Source organism: Hymenobacter sp. (assembly GCF_036387835.1).
GTDB lineage: Bacteria > Bacteroidota > Bacteroidia > Cytophagales > Hymenobacteraceae > Hymenobacter.
The window spans coordinates 99,981-116,517 of the sequence record NZ_DASVSY010000105.1; the positions used below are offsets into that span (position 1 = coordinate 99,981).

Genomic DNA, 16,537 nt, shown 5'->3' on the forward strand with positions numbered 1-16,537 from the left:
AGTCACTTACGCTGTTACTCTCTTATGCGCATTGTTATTCAGCGTGTCCAACATGCCAGCGTCACCGTCGAAGGGTGCATCACAGGTCAGATTGGTCTGGGCCTCTTGGTGTTGGCCGGTTTCGCGCCCGACGACACCCCTGCTGTACTCGATTGGATGGCTCGTAAACTGGTACAGCTGCGCATCTTTTCTGATGACGAAGGTAAGATGAACCGTTCTGTGCAAGATACAGGCGGGCAGGTGCTGGTAGTAAGTCAGTTTACGCTGCTAGCTGATGCCCGCAAAGGCAACCGCCCAAGCTATATCGGTGCCGCCCCACCGCCCATTGCTATTCCGCTGTACGAGCAGTTTGTGCTGCGCTTGGAGCAGCTTCTAAGGCACCCCGTTGCCACCGGCGAATTTGGTGCCGATATGAAAGTGGCATTGCTCAACGATGGTCCCGTAACCATTGTGCTCGACTATCCCGAGAAGTGAGCCTGTGCGGGGTGCCATTGCGAAAAACAATGCCGGCCACTCCATCTTTCACAAATTCACTCTTCATAACCGCAACTCCTCATGACGATCGAAGAAGCACAGCAAACCGTTGACACCTGGATTCAAACTACCGGCATTCGCTACTTCAACGAGCTAACCAACATGGCCATGCTCACCGAGGAAGTAGGCGAAGTAGCTCGCATTATAGCCCGGCAGTACGGCGAGCAGTCGTTCAAAGAATCCGACAAGGATAAAGTATTAGCCGACGAGCTGGCCGACGTACTGTTCGTAGTCATTTGCCTGGCCAACCAGACCGGTGTAAACCTAACAGAAGCTCTCCAAAGCAACCTGAAAAAGAAAACGCTCCGTGACACCGAGCGGCACCGCAACAACGAAAAACTGAAAGACATTTGACATCTATCAGTTATCAATTAACAATTGTCCTTCAGCACTTCTTCTGGCAGCAGTCGTAGCCGGCAAAGTCGGCCCGACTGCCCGCCGCCGGACCGTGTCAGTCTCCCGACTGGCGGCCCCGCGAAGCGGCCATACGGTACCGCGCCGCTTGGCTTGCTTCTCGCTCATCGGCCTCCAACCTATAGCCACACATAAGTCAGCCCTGAGGCCCCGACTAAGTAGCTGCGTCTTATAGGTAGGCTAGTATGCGTTTTGGCGAGCCTACTGCGTCAGCTAAGAATCTACAACCCTGCTACGAGTTGCTAAACCGATACAATGCGCCCCTCGCTGTAGACTGGCACCACATCGTACACATCTTGGCGCACGCAAAACTCCATGTCCTTGTGCGACTCCAGATTATTGAGCCGCCGAACATGAGCTGATTTGAGCAGGTAGTTAGCTACGTCAGGCTGCGCGGCTTGCCATAAGTCGAGAGCGGCTAGCGTGGCGTCAGAGTCCGTGGTGTTGAATTCCGATGCTAAGTGATACGCTAGTGCACCGCCATAAAGGGTGTCTTCCAAACAAAAGTTGCCTTTCCAGCCGGCACAAACCACCACCACATTTTTTTGCTGCTGCCGCAGGAAGCTTGCCACGGCCCGCAGGTTTAGAAAGGCCCCAACCACCACTGTATCGGCGGCTTTCGATAAATGCAAAGCGCGGGTTCCGTTGGTGGTCGTAATGGCTACGGCCCGGCCGCGCACCGCTACTGCCCCATCTAAATAACCGTACGGTGAGTTGCCGAGGTCTACGCCTTGCAGTTGCCGACCGTCACGCTCGGCAGCCGTCAGGTAGCCTTGCGCGGCCATGGCCTGGCACTCGGCCACCTCACTTACGGGTACCAGATGCGTGACGCCTTGCGCCAGAGCCGTTACAATGGAAGAGGTTGCGCGCAGTATATCAACGACTACTGCTACCCGGCCGCGCAGGTCATAGAGCGTTAACAGTTCCGGCGAAAAGCAGATATCAAGAGTAGGCATCAGGGGTAGTTGTGAATTGCCCGTTGCTGGTATTGAACTGAGCCTTACCAGGCAAATAGTTTGTATGAAGGCACAAAAAAGAATTGCCAGTTACCATAGTTTTCCTGGCACTGGCAATTCTTTTTTGGCAACCGAATTACTCAGTGCCTGATACGAATGGCAGTTTAACCACCGTGGCCGGATGGTTCTTGCCGCGCACTTGCACAAAGATTTTGCTACCGGGCGCGCTGAATTCGGTTTGCACGTAGCCTAGTCCGATGCCTTTGCTGAGCGAGGGAGACTGGGTACCGCTGGTCACTTCGCCTATCTTCTCGCCGGCTTCATTTACTAGCTCGTAGTGTCCGCGCGGAATACCCGGGCCATCCATCAGGAAACCGACCAGCTTGCGGGTAACACCCGTTTCCTTTTGTGTTTTGAGGCTATCGGCGTTGGTGAAATTCTTGGTGAACTTGGTAATCCAGCCTAAGCCAGCTTCCAGCGGCGAGGTTTCGTCGTTGATGTCGTTGCCGTAGAGGCAGTAGCCCATTTCCAAACGCAGCGTGTCGCGGGCGCCGAGGCCGATGGGCTTCAGGCCGTACGGTTCGCCAGCTTCCATCACCTTGTCCCACACCTGCCGGGCGTGCTCGTTGGGCACGTACAGCTCGAACCCGCCCGCGCCGGTGTAGCCCGTAGCCGAAATAATGACGTTGGGCGCCCCTGCAAACGTGCCTTGCACAAAAGAATAATAGGGAATAGACTTCAAATCGGCGTTGGTTAAGCCCTGGAGCACGGCTATGGCTTTAGGGCCCTGCACGGCAAACAAGCTGATTTCGTCGGACACATTTTGCATTTCCACCCCAGCCGTGTTGTGCGCCTGAATCCAGTTCCAGTCTTTATCGATGTTGGAGGCATTCACTACCAAGAGGTAGTCCTCCTCGGCCAGCTTATACACCAATAGGTCGTCGACAATGCCGCCTTCCTCGTTGGGCAAACACGAATACTGTGCTTTGCCAGGAGCCAGCTTGCTAGCATCGTTGCTGGTTACGCGCTGAATCAGGTCGAGGGCCTGCGGGCCACGCACCCGGAACTCACCCATGTGCGACACGTCGAAGATGCCCACCGCCCGGCGCACGGTGCGGTGTTCTTCGAGGTCAGAGGAGTAGCGCACCGGCATATTGTAGCCAGCAAAAGGCACCATCTTGGCACCGAGTTGCTGGTGTACCTCGTTCAAGACTACAGTTTTAAGGTCTTCAGCCATTGGTAGTGTTTTTAATTGTCGATTCCGCCGTTCCGTGCATCAAGCGGCGCGTAACAACGAAAGGGCCTATCGGGTCAAGCGGCGAAATTAGCTAATTCTAACGGGTAGGGGGCTACTATTATCTTTGAGAGCAAGCTCAGCATTTGCCTGTTTGGGCGTCTCACCAATTCCGTAGCTCATCCTCTCTTACTCTTACCTTCCTGCCTGCTTCGGGGGCGCTTTTTTATGACCAACGAACTCAAGCAAGACTTTGAATCGGGGATGGTGAAGCACTTGCTGTTCAAATCCAAGCTGCGCTCTTATCTCTACGGCGGCAAAATCAACCAAGGCCCCATCCGCGACCCAACTCAATGTGCTTTCGGCCACTGGATTCAGCAACGCGCCTTGGGTCCTTATGCCCACTTAGCTGAATCGCGCGAGCTGGAACGCTTTCACACGCTTATTCATCAAGAAGCCAACCGCCTCATGGATCTGCATGACCGCGGCGAAACCGAGCAGGCGCTAGCCGGTTTGCCAGCCGTGGAAAAAATAGCTGATCAGCTTACTCAGCTAATGCGAACTATGGAACAGAAGCTGCGTACCGGCCTCTAGCCGCTTTCCTGTCTTTCCGACTACTGTCTTTTTTCACTGCCCTGCCCGCATGAAGCTGAAGCTTTCCACCAAACTCTTTGCTGGCTTTCTAGTTGTCTTGTTGCTGTTTGTGGGGGTGGTAGTGGTTAATTACCAGCTCTCGCGCAAAGTGCTGCGCAACGCCCGACAGGTGCAGGCGTCGCAGCGCATCTTCGTCGATGCGTCCTTGCTCATGCGCAACATTGTGGACATGGAAACTGGGTTCCGGGGCTACTTGCTCATCGGTAAAGAGGAAGTACTAGAACCTTATCACCAGGGCGAGCGGTACTTGCTGCGCAACTTCAACCAGCTACTTAGCGAGCTAGATCCTGAGAGCCCGCAGCACGCGCGCATCGTGCGGGCGCAGAAAATGTTTCGGGAGTGGCTTAACTATTCGTACCTGCTTATCAGCGAGAAACGGGAAGCCCAACGCCGGTCAGCCACCCAAGAAGGGCTGCAGGGCGTGGAGCATCGCAAGCTGGCCGAAAGCCTGGAGGGCAAGCTTCTTATGGACCAGATTCGGGTGCTGTTTGCCGGCTTCGACCAGGAAGAGCGCAAGCAGCGCGCCAAACAAAGCACCCGACTACAGGAAAGCATCACTGAAACCCGTTTTATTTCGGTGGGCATCACGCTGCTAGCTATTTTGCTTGGGCTACTGTGGGCAACTTACATTATCCGGCTCATTGGGCACCGCATCCAAACCATGGTCTCGCTTTCCTCGCGCATCGCCGCCGGAAAATACCGCACCAACCTGCGTGATACGGAAGGCGACGAGCTAAGTGAGCTGGCCGCATCGCTCAACCAAATGGCCATGACCATCGACAGCAACATTACGCAGCTGGAACGCCGCAACCAGGAGCTCGACCAGTTTGCTTACGTTGTATCGCACGACTTGAAGGCGCCGCTACGTGGCATCGAAAGCGCTTCCCGCTGGATTGAGGAAGACATGGGGCAGGACACTCCCCCGCACATCCAGGAATTTCTGGTGTTGATGCGGGCGCGGGTGAAACGCATGGAGCAGCTCATTATCGGCATTCTGGATCTGGCCCGCGTAGGCCGCTCACCTCAGGCCGATGAGCCGGTATTCGTGCGCCAGCTACTACGCGAGATTATCGACTCCGTGAATCTGCCGGAGGGCTTTAAAGTGGAGCTGCCATTCTATCTGCCTACCTTGATCACCAACCGGGTGCAGTTGCAGCAAGTATTCACCAACCTCATCAGCAACGCCGCCAAATACCACGACCATCCTGAATCGGGCACCGTGTACATTGCCTGTAGCGAAGACCCACAATTTTATACGTTCTCGGTAACGGACGACGGGCCCGGCATCGACCCCGAATACCATGAGCGGATCTTCGTTATTTTCCAGACCCTCACGGAGCGCGACACCTTGGAAAGTACGGGCGTAGGCTTAGCTATTGTCAAGAAAATAGTGGAACGCCAGGGAGGTTCTATCCAAGTAGAATCGAAAGAAGGTGAAGGAGCAACCTTCCGGTTCACATGGCCCCGGCAAAAGCGAGTAGTGTTAGAAAGCCGAGTTAATAGCACAATTTCAACACTAAATTAGGTGTCAGCCGTATAGGTCGGTAGCCCAAAGGCTAGTTTATGCTCTTACTCATCTAACCGACACCTGCTATGCCTAATATTCTTTTGGTCGAAGACGACCAGATGGACATCATGAACGTGCAGCGCGAATTGCGCAAAAATAACATTGACCTGCCCCTGCACATTGCCCGCAATGGCCGTGAAGCACTCAATATGTTGCGTGGCGAAGGTGGCCAAGAAAAAATAGAGCTACCCCGCGTCGTGATGCTCGACATCAACATGCCCCGCATGAATGGCCTCGAGCTACTAGAGCAACTCCGCTCCGACCCCGAATTTGTGGGCCTCAATGTGTTCATCATGACCACCTCCGACCTGGATACCGACCGCCTCAAAGCCAAAAACCTAGCGGTCAGCGGTTACATCATCAAACCCTTGAACTTCGATACCTTCGGCGAGGGCGGCACCACCGTCGACGGCTTTAGCTTATTCCTGGACCTATTGATGATGAAGGAATAAAGCGATGCGCAAAAGTCCATCATGCAGAAGCGCTGCCGAAGCAGCTGGCTCCGCTAGTATGAGTAGGTTAAACCTCAAAGTTGTTATTCATAGCAGCCTGAATCCCATCCGGTGGTGCCCGGTAGTACCGTGGGTACGAATGGCGGCGCGGTGCTGTAGTGTCGGGTAGCCGGCGTTTTGTTCCCAACCGTATTCTGGATGCAGTTCGGCCAATTCTGCCATTCGCTCGTCGCGGAAGGTTTTGGCTAGTATAGACGCCGCCGCAATATGGCGGTAGCGCGCATCGCCCTTGATGAGGCAGGTGTGCTCCACGCCAGTGTATGGCCGGAAACGGTTGCCGTCGACGGCTAAGTGAACGGGGGTCACTGCAAGCGCTGCCACCGCACGGTGCATTGCTAGGTAGCTCGCCTGCGCAATATTGAGCGCGGAAATCTCATCGGGCGAGGCTTCGGCCACTGCCCAAGCCACAGCATCACGACAGATATCGGTGCGTAGGGCCGTGCGGCGGCGGGCACTCAGTTGCTTGGAGTCGTTGAGGTACTTGGGGTTGAAATCGGGGGGCAGGATAACGGCAGCGGCGAAAACTGGTCCGGCTAGGCAGCCCCGGCCGGCTTCGTCGAGGCCAGCTTCCAGCGGGTGGCCAGTGTGGGAGGCGAGTAACATACTACAAAGGTACGGGAGCCAGCAGCCAATAAGTGAAAAAGGCACCTCCGGGGACCGTAGCGGCCGGAAGTGCCTTTTCCTGAACTTGGTCTTACTTAAAACTATCGGGCGCTATTTGTGGCTACCGGCCGCAGAGCCCGTGACAGGAGAACTCTCACCGCGGCGCAAACCTTGCTTGTCGCGTGGTCCCTCGTCTATTTCATCATCTTCGTCGCTCGTGACGTATTCATTGCTAACGGGGCCAAGACCACCCGTATTAGCGCTCAGCTCGGATTCAGCTTGGGCGTGTTTAAGATTGAATAAAGGGTCGCCAGGTTGCGGCTGGTTTTCCTGGTTTTTCGACTTATTAGCCATAGACAAATGACGCCAACCGGAATGTGAACGGTGGACTCTTGCTTGGTACGGCGGCGCGACCGAGAGGTTGATGCAGAATCTTGTCCTAGGGTTGAGCTACCTTCCCTTGTCGTCAAAAAATGCCGTGAAAGCAATTCTACAGGCTCAGCACTTCTCAAAAATGCCTTTCAACGGTTAACCCGGCAACCAATCTACAGGTTGTGAGCAACACCAACAAAGGATGGCCTCAAGCTCAAGGTGTGCAGCATGCGCAACGGAGCCAGGAAAAAAATAAAAGGGGCTGCCGCCTTCCAACGCAACAGCCCCTTTAATATAATTGCGTCGGATGATCATAAAAATCATCCACCCTACTCCTAGGACCATTCCGACGCGGCGCGAGCGAAGCCTTCCTTTCCACAAATACCCACCCGCGCTATAATTGAGTATGACAAAACTACTTACTCTCAACCGGTTATCTACACTTTTTTGGTCAATTGGTCGATTTACCCGGTCAACTAGCTATTCTGCCCGATAGACGCTAAAAACACAGTATGGCCTTACCTTTGGTGGTAATTTCAATCTTCCGATCATCCTACTATGGCATCTTCCAAACCGCAACTAGACGAAAACCATAATCCTTGGCAGGTCTTGAGCACCGAAGTAAAATATCATAATCCTTGGATTAGCGTCCGCGAAGACCAGGTAGTGAACCCGGGGGGTGGCCGTGGTATTTACGGCGTTGTAACCATGAAAAACAAAGCTTTGGGCATTGTGCCAGTCGATGCCGAGGGCAACACTTGGTTGGTAGGCCAATACCGCTATACCCTTAGCGAATACAGTTGGGAAATACCGATGGGCGGCGGCCCCGTCGAGCTAGACATACTGGAATCAGCGCAACGCGAGTTACGTGAAGAAACCGGCCTTTTGGCCCGGCGCTGGACCAATATTGCTCGCCTGCACACTTCCAATTCCGTAACCGATGAGGAAGGCTTTGTATTCCTGGCCGAAGACTTGGAACACGGTGAAGTAGAACCAGAAGAAACCGAAGACCTGCGGATCTGGAAGCTCCCGCTAACCGAAGCGGTACAGATGGTAATGGATAGTCGGATTACAGATGCAATAAGTGTAGCGGGCCTATTGAAAGCGGAAAAGGTGTTGGCCAGTCGGGCAAACGAATAAGGAATCGACCAGGAAGTTGCTCGAACGTCATGTCGGCAACAGGAAGTATTCAGAACCTATCCAACTAGGAATTGTCATTCCGACGCAGGAGGAATCTGAGTGTGCCCATTAAACGAGTATACCCAGATTCCTCCTGCGTCGGAATGACAATTCCTAGTTGGATAGCCACTTAGTGGACTTTCTGCATAGCTTCTATAGGCCAAAGGCTTTTGCCGGTGCTTCGTGGTACATCTTCTGTTCACTTTGGCGTTTCCACCTTGTGAATTCGTTCAGTGGAGCGTTCTTTCCAAACAACGTCAGACAACTTCCTAACTTTGCTATATGCGGCACCTCTTGCGCTACATTGGCCATCGTCTCTACACCACTTGGGCGACCTTCTGGTTTGTGACGCCGTTTGTTGTTACGTATCCGGTGCAGTGGGCACTAAGCCGGCAGCCACGATGGCACCGACACCTGCATAGCCTCAACCGAGGTTGGAGCCAGCTGTTTATCTGGATGTGGGGTATGCCCGTGGATGTGGTAAAAAAAAACCAGCTACCTGCTGGCCAGCCCTGTGTGTACGTAGCAAACCACAGCTCCTACATTGATATTCCGCTGCTCTTCAAGGCTATTCCAGGCTGGCTGAACATCATGGGCAAAAGCTCACTGGCCAGAGTACCCGTGTGGGGCCCTATTTTCGGGCGGGCGTATATTGTTGTGGATCGGCATAATGCCATGAGCCGGGGCCGGGCCATGGTGCAGGCGCGTCGCTCGCTGGAAGCTGGCCGGCCGGTGATCATCTTTCCAGAAGGCTCTATCTCGAAGAAACCAGGCGAGCAGTTAGGTGAATTCAAGGATGGCGCTTTTCAGCTGGCTATTACGGCGGGCGTGCCTTTGGTACCAATTACCATGACCCTGAACCACCGCTTCATGCCAGACGTTGAGGGCTTGCGCGTCCGCTACTCGCCATTGCAAATCATCTTGCACGAGCCCATTTCCACGGTCGGTCTCACAAATGCTGATGCGCCCGCTCTCAAGCAGCGTGCTTGTGCTATTATCGCCAGCGCCTTCCGGCCTGATGCAGCGGGTATTCCGGCGCCTAGCTCGTGGCGTCAGCCCAAGCCGCAGCCCCCCGCAAGGCAAGCTGCAGCACCTTCACCAGAAAACTCGGAATTGGCTCTGCCCAATTCCTAATTCCTCATTTCTAATTCTTCATTGCCTTGAGTACTGACCTTGCCACCCTCCGCCAGCTAGCGCACCTTTCCCGCCTCGAACTCGACGAATCCAAAGAGCAGCAGATGCTAGGGGCTCTCAACGAAATTTTGGATTGGGTGGACCAGCTGCGCCAGCTCGACACGACCAATGTAGAACCGCTGATCCATCTGTCGCATGAAATTAACGTCCTGCGGCCCGACGAAGCGCAGAATACGGTGAGCCACCAAGACGGCTTGCGCAATGCTCCGCGTAAGGATTCGGATTATTTCCGCGTACCTAAAGTGCTGGAATAACTGCTAGTGCCCACTCCTTCTGTTTCGCGCGCCGCCACCTGGCGCAATCCGTTTTTGCTAGGCCTGTTAGGGCTGGCTGTTGGGGCTATTGTTCTAGCCATCTACCATTATTTCACCGGCGATGATGCCGCCTTGCCCGTGCAGGCGGTAGCGCAGCTCAAGCCCGTACCCACGGTATTAGCAGCGGTACGCGTAGGACTTGCCGAGTTGCCCCTCCGGGTAAACAGCTACCTACTCACCCAAACCCACGACATGGTGGGACCTTACGTCCGTCCGGAGGCGGCATGGGCCCTGCTAGGTTTATTCGCGGCGGCGCTGGCAGCTTTTTTGGCCGTGGTCAGCACTTTGGAGCGGCCCGCTTTTGTGGCAGGAATGGCAGGATTGATTTTCCTGCTGATGTCGCTAAATGCCGACTTGTTGGGTGTTTTCAACTCGCAGGAGCAGTACTTTCTAATCTTGACACTGGCGGCGCTTGGGCTGCCAGCCTACGCGTTTCATGCCTTTTGGACGGAGGTGCCATTGGGTTTCCGTTTGCTTGTTTTTGCGGTGCTGGTTGCGGGCTTGAGTGTGTTGCTGCTAACTCGCACCAACCTCTCGTTGGACGAGACGGCGCTGCACCTAACCAGCTTTGCTACGCTTGGCGGGGCTGTGGTCGTGGGCTTGCTGGTGTTGTGGGTGGCCTTCGAGAATATTCAGGGGCTGCTCTGGTTCAACACGCAAGCTGAGAATCCTGCCAGCCGCTTTGGGTTGTTGCCTTTTGTAGCGTCCAGTGTGCTGTATTTAGGTATTCTGGCTATGTACTTATGGAACGGCGGGGAACTATTGATACTGCCCGGCGTGCGGTTCGACCCGCTGGCGCTGCTGCTCCCGGCCGTCGTGATTGGGTGGTTGGGCTTGCAGCGCCGGGCAACTTCTTATGGCGAGGCGTTGCCTTATTGGCCTGCGGCAGCGCATCTGTATCTGATTTTTGTGGTGCTGGCAGCCGGGTTCCTTGGCTATGCCTTTGCTACCGCTAATGATCCGTTGCTGTTGGCTGCGCGCCAGTTTACCGCCTTGGCGCTACTGCTTGGCGGAGCAGCATTTCTGCTGTACGTACTAGTCAACTTCGGCACCCTTATCCGGCAGCGGCTGCGCGTGTACCGCGTGGTGTACGAGCCGCGCCGCCTGCCCTTGTACGCGGTGTACGTGCTAACTATAGCGGGCTTGGCAGCTTTGGAGTTTCGATACAACTTCGAGACCCTGCACCAAGTTCAAGCCGGCTACTATAACAACCTCGGCGACCTAACCCGCCTGCAAAGCGAGCTAGACCCCAAAGGCGATGCCTTGGCCTTGCTGGCAGAGCGCTACTACGCTGAAAGCGACGTGCTGGACCAGCACAACCACAAAGCCAGCCTCGGCCGCGCCGCGCTGTACCGCTACCGGCTCCAACGCCAAAACGAAATCAACATTCTGCGCCGTGCCCTTAGCCGCCGCCCCTCCGAGAAAGTATCCTTGCGCTTGGCCGCTCTTTACAACGAGCCTACCGACTTCTTCGACCGCCTGGCCGCCCTGCGTGAGGGCTTGAAAAGCACGCCAGCCAGCGCCAGCCTCAACAACGACCTCGCCCAACTGTACACCCGCTCCACGCTCACCGATTCGGTGGTGTGGTATCAAAACAGGGCCGAAGCGGTAGCGCCCGCCAGTCCTGTCGTCCGGGCTAATCAACTGGCTTATTTACTGCAGCTCGGGCAGTTTCAACAAGCACAAAAGCTGGTACAAGAAGAAAGCAATACTTCTGATGCCGCTTGGCAAAGCAACGTGTTGCTGCTACACCAGCTTTACCCTTCCGGCACCCAACCTATACCTGTGCCGACACCTGATGTGGCAGCCAACCTAAGTGTACCAGAGTTTACCCGGCTTTACCATGCCACCTTGCGTCAGGCGCAGTTGCAGGATACCAGCTCCGTAAATATCCTTACCAAACTCGCGCAACGGCCAAGCAATAGTGCCTACTTCGAGCAGCTGACCTTCCTGAAGGCGCTTGTGCAGCATTACGGCGGCCGAGCAGTAACCGCCCAAACCACTCTGCTCCCACTCGCTGTTGGCGCCACTCCTAGCGCGGCCTACTATCAAAACGTACAGGGCTTATGGCTACTTGAGCAGCGCGCCTACAGCTCAGCCGCCGCCCGCCTTGCCGAAGCAGGCGGCAACGGGTATTCAGAAGCTCGCTTAAACCAGGCATATGCTTTGGCCCTGAATGAGCAGTTGGATTCGGCCCACGCCGTGGCACGAACGGTGCTTCAGGGACTTGATTCGAGCTTGCATCTGCCTGCAAAATCCTTGCAACAAGTACTAACGCTAAATTTTAATTCAGAATATGCAAGTGCCTCAGATTCCGTAAAAACACAATTTATTGTGCTGCGCGGCAACTCATTCTATCCGGAAGGTTTACTGTCATATGCCGTTAAGCTGACCAATCCTCGCTACCGCGAAGTGGCCTTGCTGGCGCAGCTGCCACGTGCTCTGAAAGCCGGTCAACTGGCCGCAGTTCAAGAAACGCTAACACGTTTTACCCCTCAGAGCGAGTTGCAGAAGAGTCCGGTTACGTCTGCCTGGAATGTGGTGCGGGGCGAACTTCTGTTACGTCAGAAAAAAGCTACAGAACTGCGCCAGCTAACTGTAAATGGCTTTTTTGCACCCTCTGACAAGCCTAAGCGGCTTTACTATCAGGCGGCGGCGGCAGTTCTGGAAAACCAGCCAAAGCAAGCTCGGCAGCTATTCGCACAACTTGTACGCGAAGCGCCGTTTGAAGAGGCCGGCATACTAGCCGCTGCCGACTTCTTTACCAAGCAACTCGACTATCAAACGGCCTATTCTACTTTGCAAAGTGCAGCAGAATATAACCCTGAGTCTATTTCGGTGTTAAAGGCATATACGTTAGCTGCTATTCCGATGGGGTTAACAGAGTACGCTGCAACCTCCCTGAGCAAGTTGCGCACATTGCTTTCACCCATCGAATACGCTACCTTTCGTACCACATATGACGCCCGCCGCGCATCTCAGGACTCGGTGGTCGCTCCCTGGAACTAACCCGGCCGGCTATGCTGCACCCCGTTATCGAAACCCACGACATCTCTAAGATGTATCGGATGGGCACTGAGGAAATTCATGCTTTACGCTCTGTTACTATCACTATCCAACGTGGTGAGTACGTTGCCTTCATGGGTCCCTCAGGCTCTGGCAAATCAACTTTAATGAATATTGTTGGCTGTCTGGACACTCCTACTAGCGGCAACTACATCCTCAACGGCAAGGACGTCAGCCGCATGAGCGACAACCAGCTGGCCGATGTACGCAACAAGGAAATTGGGTTCGTCTTTCAGACGTTCAACCTGCTGCCCCGCGCTACCTCGCTCGACAACGTGGCGCTGCCGCTGATCTATGCCGGCTACAACAAGCCCGACCGGGAGGAAAAGGCTATGCAAGCCCTGCGGAGCGTAGGGCTCGATACCCGCGCCAAGCACCGCCCCAACGAGTTATCGGGTGGTCAGCGCCAGCGCGTAGCCATTGCCCGCGCCCTCGTCAACGACCCTAGCATCATCCTGGCCGACGAACCTACAGGTAACCTCGACTCCAAGACCAGCTACGAAATCATGGACCTTTTCGAGGCCCTGTATGCTAAGGGCAATACCATTATCATGGTAACGCACGAAGAGGATATTGCCCGCTATGCACACCGCATTGTGCGTCTGCGTGACGGCCTCGTCGAGTCCGATCAGGTGAACACTGACGTGGCGCTTCACCACGAGCAAGCCGCCAAGCAGCTCTAGAAGGATTAGCTATAAGTTGCTCGTCTTTCTGGCGTAGAAAAGACCTTTTTGTTGTTGGTGTGTTAACTTCATTTATGTAGCACACTGCCGACAAAAAGGTCTTTTCTTTGTTGGCACTACGGTTCACTTACAGTCGCAGGCACAAGCTTGCAATTCAGCGTTATGCCAGCGGCAGTAGCGCTACCCCATCCTTCATGAAGATTTACACCAAAACCGGCGACCAAGGCCTCACCTCTCTCATCGGCGGCACGCGGGTACCCAAATCCAGCCTGCGCATCGACTGCTACGGCACGGTAGACGAGTTGAACTCCTACATCGGGTTGCTGCGCGACCAAGACGTGAATGCCACGCGCCGCAACTTACTCAAGGAGATTCAGGACCGCCTGTTTACTATCGGCTCTTCACTGGCTTCTGACCCGGAGAAGTCGAAGATGAAAATACCGGACCTGCATGCTACCGACGTAACCTTGCTGGAAGAGGAAATGGACCGCATGAACGCGCAACTCCCGGAATTACGGGTGTTTGTGCTACCAGGAGGCCACCAATCGGTGTCATTTGCGCACGTGGCCCGGTGCGTATGCCGCCGCGCCGAGCGGCTAGTTATTCACCTGCGAGAAGACTCGTTTGTGGCCGACCTAGTGGTAATGTACTTGAACCGCTTGTCTGATTATCTGTTCGTTCTCAGCCGCCAGATGGCCCACGACCTAGGCGCCGAAGAAGTAACTTGGCTGCCCCGGATGTAAGGTGTTGCTTTATGATTTCTGTTCTGTACGTTCGCACTAGCTGAACGATAAACAGAAACTGGAAACGAGAACCTTCGTTGGCTCGTTTCAATCATATCGCTGGTAGCATTCGAAAGTACTCCGCTCCCTTCTACCCTAACTCCCCATCCCTACTCTTTTCCTCTATTTTCATGCTCGACACCCTCACCATCCGGACTCAGCGCACCACGGCCTCACGCCTGCAACAGCTGGACCCCGAACGCCTTGAGTTCGGCAAAACCTTTTCCGACCACATGTTTGTGGTGGATTACCGCGACGGAGAGTGGCAAGACGCGCAAATTTTGCCTTACGGTGATATGCCCGTGAGCCCCGCCAACTCGGCGCTGCACTACGGCCAAGCCATCTTCGAGGGCATGAAAGCCTACAAGAACCCCGACGGCGACATAGCCCTTTTCCGGCCCTACGACAACCTTCGCCGCCTCAACGCCTCGGCCGAGCGCATGTGCATGCCGCTGGTACCCGAGGAGCTATTTATGCAGGGTCTCAGCCAGCTGATCCGGCTCGATGGTGCGTGGGTTCCTGATGCGCCTGGCAGCGCCCTCTATATCCGCCCGTTCATGTTCGCCACCGATGGCTTCATCGGCGTGCGTCCCTCCAATACCTACCGCCTTGTCATCTTCACTTGTCCGGTTGGCTTATATTACAACAAGCCGCTGCGGGTGCGCTTCGAGGAGCGTTACGTGCGCTCAGCGGAAGGCGGCGCCGGCTATGCCAAGAATGCGGGTAATTATGGCGCGGCCATGTATCCCACTAAGCTAGCGCAAGAAGAAGGCTACAACCAACTTATCTGGACCGATGCCTCCGAGCACCGCTACGTGGAGGAGTCGGGCACAATGAACGCCATTTTTGTGGTCGATGGCAAAGTAATAACTCCGGCCTTGAGCACCTCCATCCTCGACGGTGTAACGCGCCGCAGCGTACTTCAGCTAGCCCATGATTGGGGTATGCCGGTGGAGGAGCGCAAAGTTTCAGCCGTAGAGCTTATGGAGGCCTTGGCCGCTGGCAAACTACAGGAAGCCTTCGGCGTGGGTACTGCCGCTACCATTGCACCCATCGCCGTTATCGGCTACCAGGGCCACGACTACGAGCTACCCACTCCGGGCACCGACAGCTTTGCGGCCCGGGCAACTGCCGCCCTCCATGCCATTCGCACCGGCCAAGTGCCCGACACCCACAATTGGATGGTAGCGGTGTAAAACTGAAGTAAGGGCATTCTGTTCGCAAAAAGGACTTCTTGAGGCTAGTGTCGCGTTCCTCGGATGAGGGCGTTGAACCAGTCGTAAGAAGTCCTTTTCCATTGGAAATAAGCGCCAGAGGCCGACGTTTCCCGCTCAAGCCGCCATTCCGGCTACCTTTGTTTTTCTCATACCCATTCACGCATACTATATTCCCGATGACCCAAGATCAGGTAAAGGAATTGAAGGGCCGCGCCGAGGCCCTGAGGAGGTACCTTTGACTACGATACCCGTAAAGCGCAAGTAGTAGCCACCGAAGAGCAAACCACCGCACCCGGCTTTTGGGACGACTCTAAGGCTGCAGAAACCATCCTGCGCGAAATCAAAGCCGTTAAAACCTGGACCGACGACTATGAGGCCGTGCAGCAAGCCGTAGCCGATACGGAGGTGCTATTCGACTTCTACAAGGAAGGCGACGTATCCGAAGCGGAGATGCAAGCCGACTACGATGCCACCCTCAAGAAAATAGAGCAGTTGGAGTTCAAGCGCATGCTCTCCGACGAAGAAGACCAACTCTCGGCCATCATCGACATCAATCCGGGTGCCGGTGGCACCGAAAGCCAGGATTGGGCCGAAATGCTCATGCGCATGTACATCATGTGGGCGGAAAGTCATGGTTTCGGCGTGCGCCAAATCAGCTACCAGCCCGGCGATGGTGCCGGGATCAAATCCGCTTCCTTGGAAATCGACGGCGACTTCGCCTATGGCTACCTCAAAAGCGAAATTGGAGTGCACCGCCTAGTGCGCATCTCGCCCTTCGACAGTAGCGGCCGGCGCCATACTTCCTTCGCCTCGGTGTTTGCTTACCCCGTGATTGATGACACCATCAACATCGAAATCAACCCGGCTGATATCAGTTGGGACACGTTTCGAGCGGGTGGAGCCGGTGGTCAGAACGTAAACAAGGTAGAGACGGCCGTGCGCCTCACCCACGCTCCTTCCGGCATCATCATCGCCGTGCAGATCGAGCGCAGCCAGCTCATGAACAAGGAACACGCCCTGCGCATGCTCAAGTCGCGCCTCTATCAAATCGAGATGGACAAGCGCCACGCCGAGCGGGATAAGGTGGAAGCCACCAAGAAGCGCATCGACTTCGGCTCCCAGATCCGCAACTACGTGCTCCACCCTTACAAGCTCGTCAAAGACCTGCGCACCAGCATCGAGCGCACCGACGTGCAGAACGTGCTGGATGGCGATTTGGACGAGTACATCAAGGGGTTTCTGATGCAGAGTTGAGG

Annotated in this window: 17 protein-coding genes; 13 read left to right on the forward strand and 4 right to left on the reverse strand. The window is 55.1% G+C overall.

Annotation, left to right across the window (positions count from 1 at the left end):
- Positions 1-24 precede the first annotated feature (24 nt).
- Together dtd and VF639_RS20220 are read left to right on the forward strand one after the other, a co-directional pair.
- Positions 25-474: a D-aminoacyl-tRNA deacylase gene (dtd, locus tag VF639_RS20215; protein ID WP_331147751.1), complete on the forward strand. Its 450-nt coding sequence runs from the start codon at positions 25-27 to the stop codon at positions 472-474.
- 81 nt (positions 475-555) lie between these two features.
- Positions 556-888, forward strand: coding sequence for a nucleotide pyrophosphohydrolase (locus VF639_RS20220; RefSeq protein WP_331147752.1), 333 nt, complete (start codon positions 556-558; stop codon positions 886-888).
- Between the two features lie 302 nt (positions 889-1,190).
- Here the strand turns inward: VF639_RS20220 and VF639_RS20225 are convergent, their stop codons facing one another.
- The gene (locus VF639_RS20225; protein WP_331147753.1) at positions 1,191-1,904 is read right to left on the reverse strand and encodes a 2-phosphosulfolactate phosphatase; all 714 of its coding nucleotides are present in this window, start codon (positions 1,902-1,904) and stop codon (positions 1,191-1,193) included.
- A gap of 136 nt (positions 1,905-2,040) precedes the next feature.
- Positions 2,041-3,141 carry a glycine cleavage system aminomethyltransferase GcvT gene (gene gcvT, locus VF639_RS20230; RefSeq protein ID WP_331147754.1) on the reverse strand — a complete coding sequence of 367 codons (1,101 nt, stop codon included), beginning with the start codon at positions 3,139-3,141 and terminating at the stop codon, positions 2,041-2,043.
- A 225-nt stretch (positions 3,142-3,366) separates the two neighbouring features.
- On the opposite strand from gcvT, the gene VF639_RS20235 reads away from it, so the two are divergent.
- The 3 genes from VF639_RS20235 to VF639_RS20245 all read left to right on the forward strand — a co-directional run bounded on the left by VF639_RS20235 (position 3,367) and on the right by VF639_RS20245 (position 5,811).
- Positions 3,367-3,732: a CZB domain-containing protein gene (locus tag VF639_RS20235; RefSeq protein ID WP_331147755.1), complete on the forward strand. Its 366-nt coding sequence runs from the start codon at positions 3,367-3,369 to the stop codon at positions 3,730-3,732.
- 49 nt (positions 3,733-3,781) lie between these two features.
- Positions 3,782-5,317 carry a sensor histidine kinase gene (locus VF639_RS20240; RefSeq protein ID WP_331147756.1) on the forward strand — a complete coding sequence of 512 codons (1,536 nt, stop codon included), beginning with the start codon at positions 3,782-3,784 and terminating at the stop codon, positions 5,315-5,317.
- A 68-nt stretch (positions 5,318-5,385) separates the two neighbouring features.
- A complete protein-coding gene (locus tag VF639_RS20245; RefSeq protein ID WP_331147757.1) occupies positions 5,386-5,811 on the forward strand; it encodes a response regulator in 426 nt (141 codons plus the stop codon).
- 87 nt (positions 5,812-5,898) lie between these two features.
- On the opposite strand, the gene VF639_RS20250 is transcribed toward VF639_RS20245, so the two are convergent.
- Both VF639_RS20250 and VF639_RS20255 read right to left on the reverse strand, forming a co-directional pair.
- Positions 5,899-6,474 carry a ribonuclease HII gene (locus tag VF639_RS20250; RefSeq protein WP_331147758.1) on the reverse strand — a complete coding sequence of 192 codons (576 nt, stop codon included), beginning with the start codon at positions 6,472-6,474 and terminating at the stop codon, positions 5,899-5,901.
- A 111-nt stretch (positions 6,475-6,585) separates the two neighbouring features.
- Positions 6,586-6,828: a hypothetical protein gene (locus VF639_RS20255; protein WP_331147759.1), complete on the reverse strand. Its 243-nt coding sequence runs from the start codon at positions 6,826-6,828 to the stop codon at positions 6,586-6,588.
- A gap of 576 nt (positions 6,829-7,404) precedes the next feature.
- On the opposite strand from VF639_RS20255, the gene VF639_RS20260 reads away from it, so the two are divergent.
- The 8 genes from VF639_RS20260 (at position 7,405) to prfB (ending at position 16,535) form a co-directional block, all read left to right on the forward strand.
- Positions 7,405-7,986, forward strand: a complete 582-nt coding sequence (locus VF639_RS20260; RefSeq protein ID WP_331147760.1) for an NUDIX hydrolase — start codon at positions 7,405-7,407, stop codon at positions 7,984-7,986.
- 321 nt (positions 7,987-8,307) lie between these two features.
- Positions 8,308-9,159 carry a lysophospholipid acyltransferase family protein gene (locus tag VF639_RS20265; RefSeq protein WP_331147761.1) on the forward strand — a complete coding sequence of 284 codons (852 nt, stop codon included), beginning with the start codon at positions 8,308-8,310 and terminating at the stop codon, positions 9,157-9,159.
- A 26-nt stretch (positions 9,160-9,185) separates the two neighbouring features.
- Positions 9,186-9,473, forward strand: a complete 288-nt coding sequence (gatC, locus tag VF639_RS20270; RefSeq protein WP_331147762.1) for an Asp-tRNA(Asn)/Glu-tRNA(Gln) amidotransferase subunit GatC — start codon at positions 9,186-9,188, stop codon at positions 9,471-9,473.
- Positions 9,474-9,479: 6 nt separating this feature from the next.
- A complete protein-coding gene (locus VF639_RS20275; RefSeq protein WP_331147763.1) occupies positions 9,480-12,542 on the forward strand; it encodes a tetratricopeptide repeat protein in 3,063 nt (1,020 codons plus the stop codon).
- An 11-nt stretch (positions 12,543-12,553) separates the two neighbouring features.
- A complete protein-coding gene (locus VF639_RS20280; protein ID WP_331147764.1) occupies positions 12,554-13,282 on the forward strand; it encodes an ABC transporter ATP-binding protein in 729 nt (242 codons plus the stop codon).
- A gap of 194 nt (positions 13,283-13,476) precedes the next feature.
- A complete protein-coding gene (locus VF639_RS20285; protein ID WP_331147765.1) occupies positions 13,477-14,025 on the forward strand; it encodes a cob(I)yrinic acid a,c-diamide adenosyltransferase in 549 nt (182 codons plus the stop codon).
- A 170-nt stretch (positions 14,026-14,195) separates the two neighbouring features.
- Complete coding sequence (locus VF639_RS20290) at positions 14,196-15,260, forward strand: branched-chain amino acid aminotransferase (RefSeq protein ID WP_331147766.1); 1,065 nt, start codon at positions 14,196-14,198, stop codon at positions 15,258-15,260.
- A gap of 197 nt (positions 15,261-15,457) precedes the next feature.
- A protein-coding gene (prfB, locus tag VF639_RS20295) for a peptide chain release factor 2 (RefSeq protein WP_331147767.1) occupies positions 15,458-16,535 on the forward strand; the annotation gives its coding sequence in 2 pieces (ribosomal slippage) (positions 15,458-15,508 and positions 15,510-16,535; 1,077 coding nt in all).
- Positions 16,536-16,537: the final 2 nt, after the last annotated feature.

What these genes read in the sequence shown, in the direction of transcription:
- gcvT (WP_331147754.1), bottom strand. Translation starts at nt 3,141, where the DNA reads ATGGCTGAAGACCTTAAAACTGTAGTCTTGAACGAGGTACACCAGCAA.
- VF639_RS20290 (WP_331147766.1), top strand. Translation starts at nt 14,196, where the DNA reads ATGCTCGACACCCTCACCATCCGGACTCAGCGCACCACGGCCTCACGC.
- VF639_RS20280 (WP_331147764.1), top strand. Translation starts at nt 12,554, where the DNA reads ATGCTGCACCCCGTTATCGAAACCCACGACATCTCTAAGATGTATCGG.
- VF639_RS20240 (WP_331147756.1), top strand. Translation starts at nt 3,782, where the DNA reads ATGAAGCTGAAGCTTTCCACCAAACTCTTTGCTGGCTTTCTAGTTGTC.
- VF639_RS20220 (WP_331147752.1), top strand. Translation starts at nt 556, where the DNA reads ATGACGATCGAAGAAGCACAGCAAACCGTTGACACCTGGATTCAAACT.
- VF639_RS20245 (WP_331147757.1), top strand. Translation starts at nt 5,386, where the DNA reads ATGCCTAATATTCTTTTGGTCGAAGACGACCAGATGGACATCATGAAC.
- VF639_RS20255 (WP_331147759.1), bottom strand. Translation starts at nt 6,828, where the DNA reads ATGGCTAATAAGTCGAAAAACCAGGAAAACCAGCCGCAACCTGGCGAC.
- dtd (WP_331147751.1), top strand. Translation starts at nt 25, where the DNA reads ATGCGCATTGTTATTCAGCGTGTCCAACATGCCAGCGTCACCGTCGAA.
- VF639_RS20225 (WP_331147753.1), bottom strand. Translation starts at nt 1,904, where the DNA reads ATGCCTACTCTTGATATCTGCTTTTCGCCGGAACTGTTAACGCTCTAT.
- VF639_RS20235 (WP_331147755.1), top strand. Translation starts at nt 3,367, where the DNA reads ATGACCAACGAACTCAAGCAAGACTTTGAATCGGGGATGGTGAAGCAC.
- VF639_RS20260 (WP_331147760.1), top strand. Translation starts at nt 7,405, where the DNA reads ATGGCATCTTCCAAACCGCAACTAGACGAAAACCATAATCCTTGGCAG.
- VF639_RS20285 (WP_331147765.1), top strand. Translation starts at nt 13,477, where the DNA reads ATGAAGATTTACACCAAAACCGGCGACCAAGGCCTCACCTCTCTCATC.
- VF639_RS20250 (WP_331147758.1), bottom strand. Translation starts at nt 6,474, where the DNA reads ATGTTACTCGCCTCCCACACTGGCCACCCGCTGGAAGCTGGCCTCGAC.
- VF639_RS20265 (WP_331147761.1), top strand. Translation starts at nt 8,308, where the DNA reads ATGCGGCACCTCTTGCGCTACATTGGCCATCGTCTCTACACCACTTGG.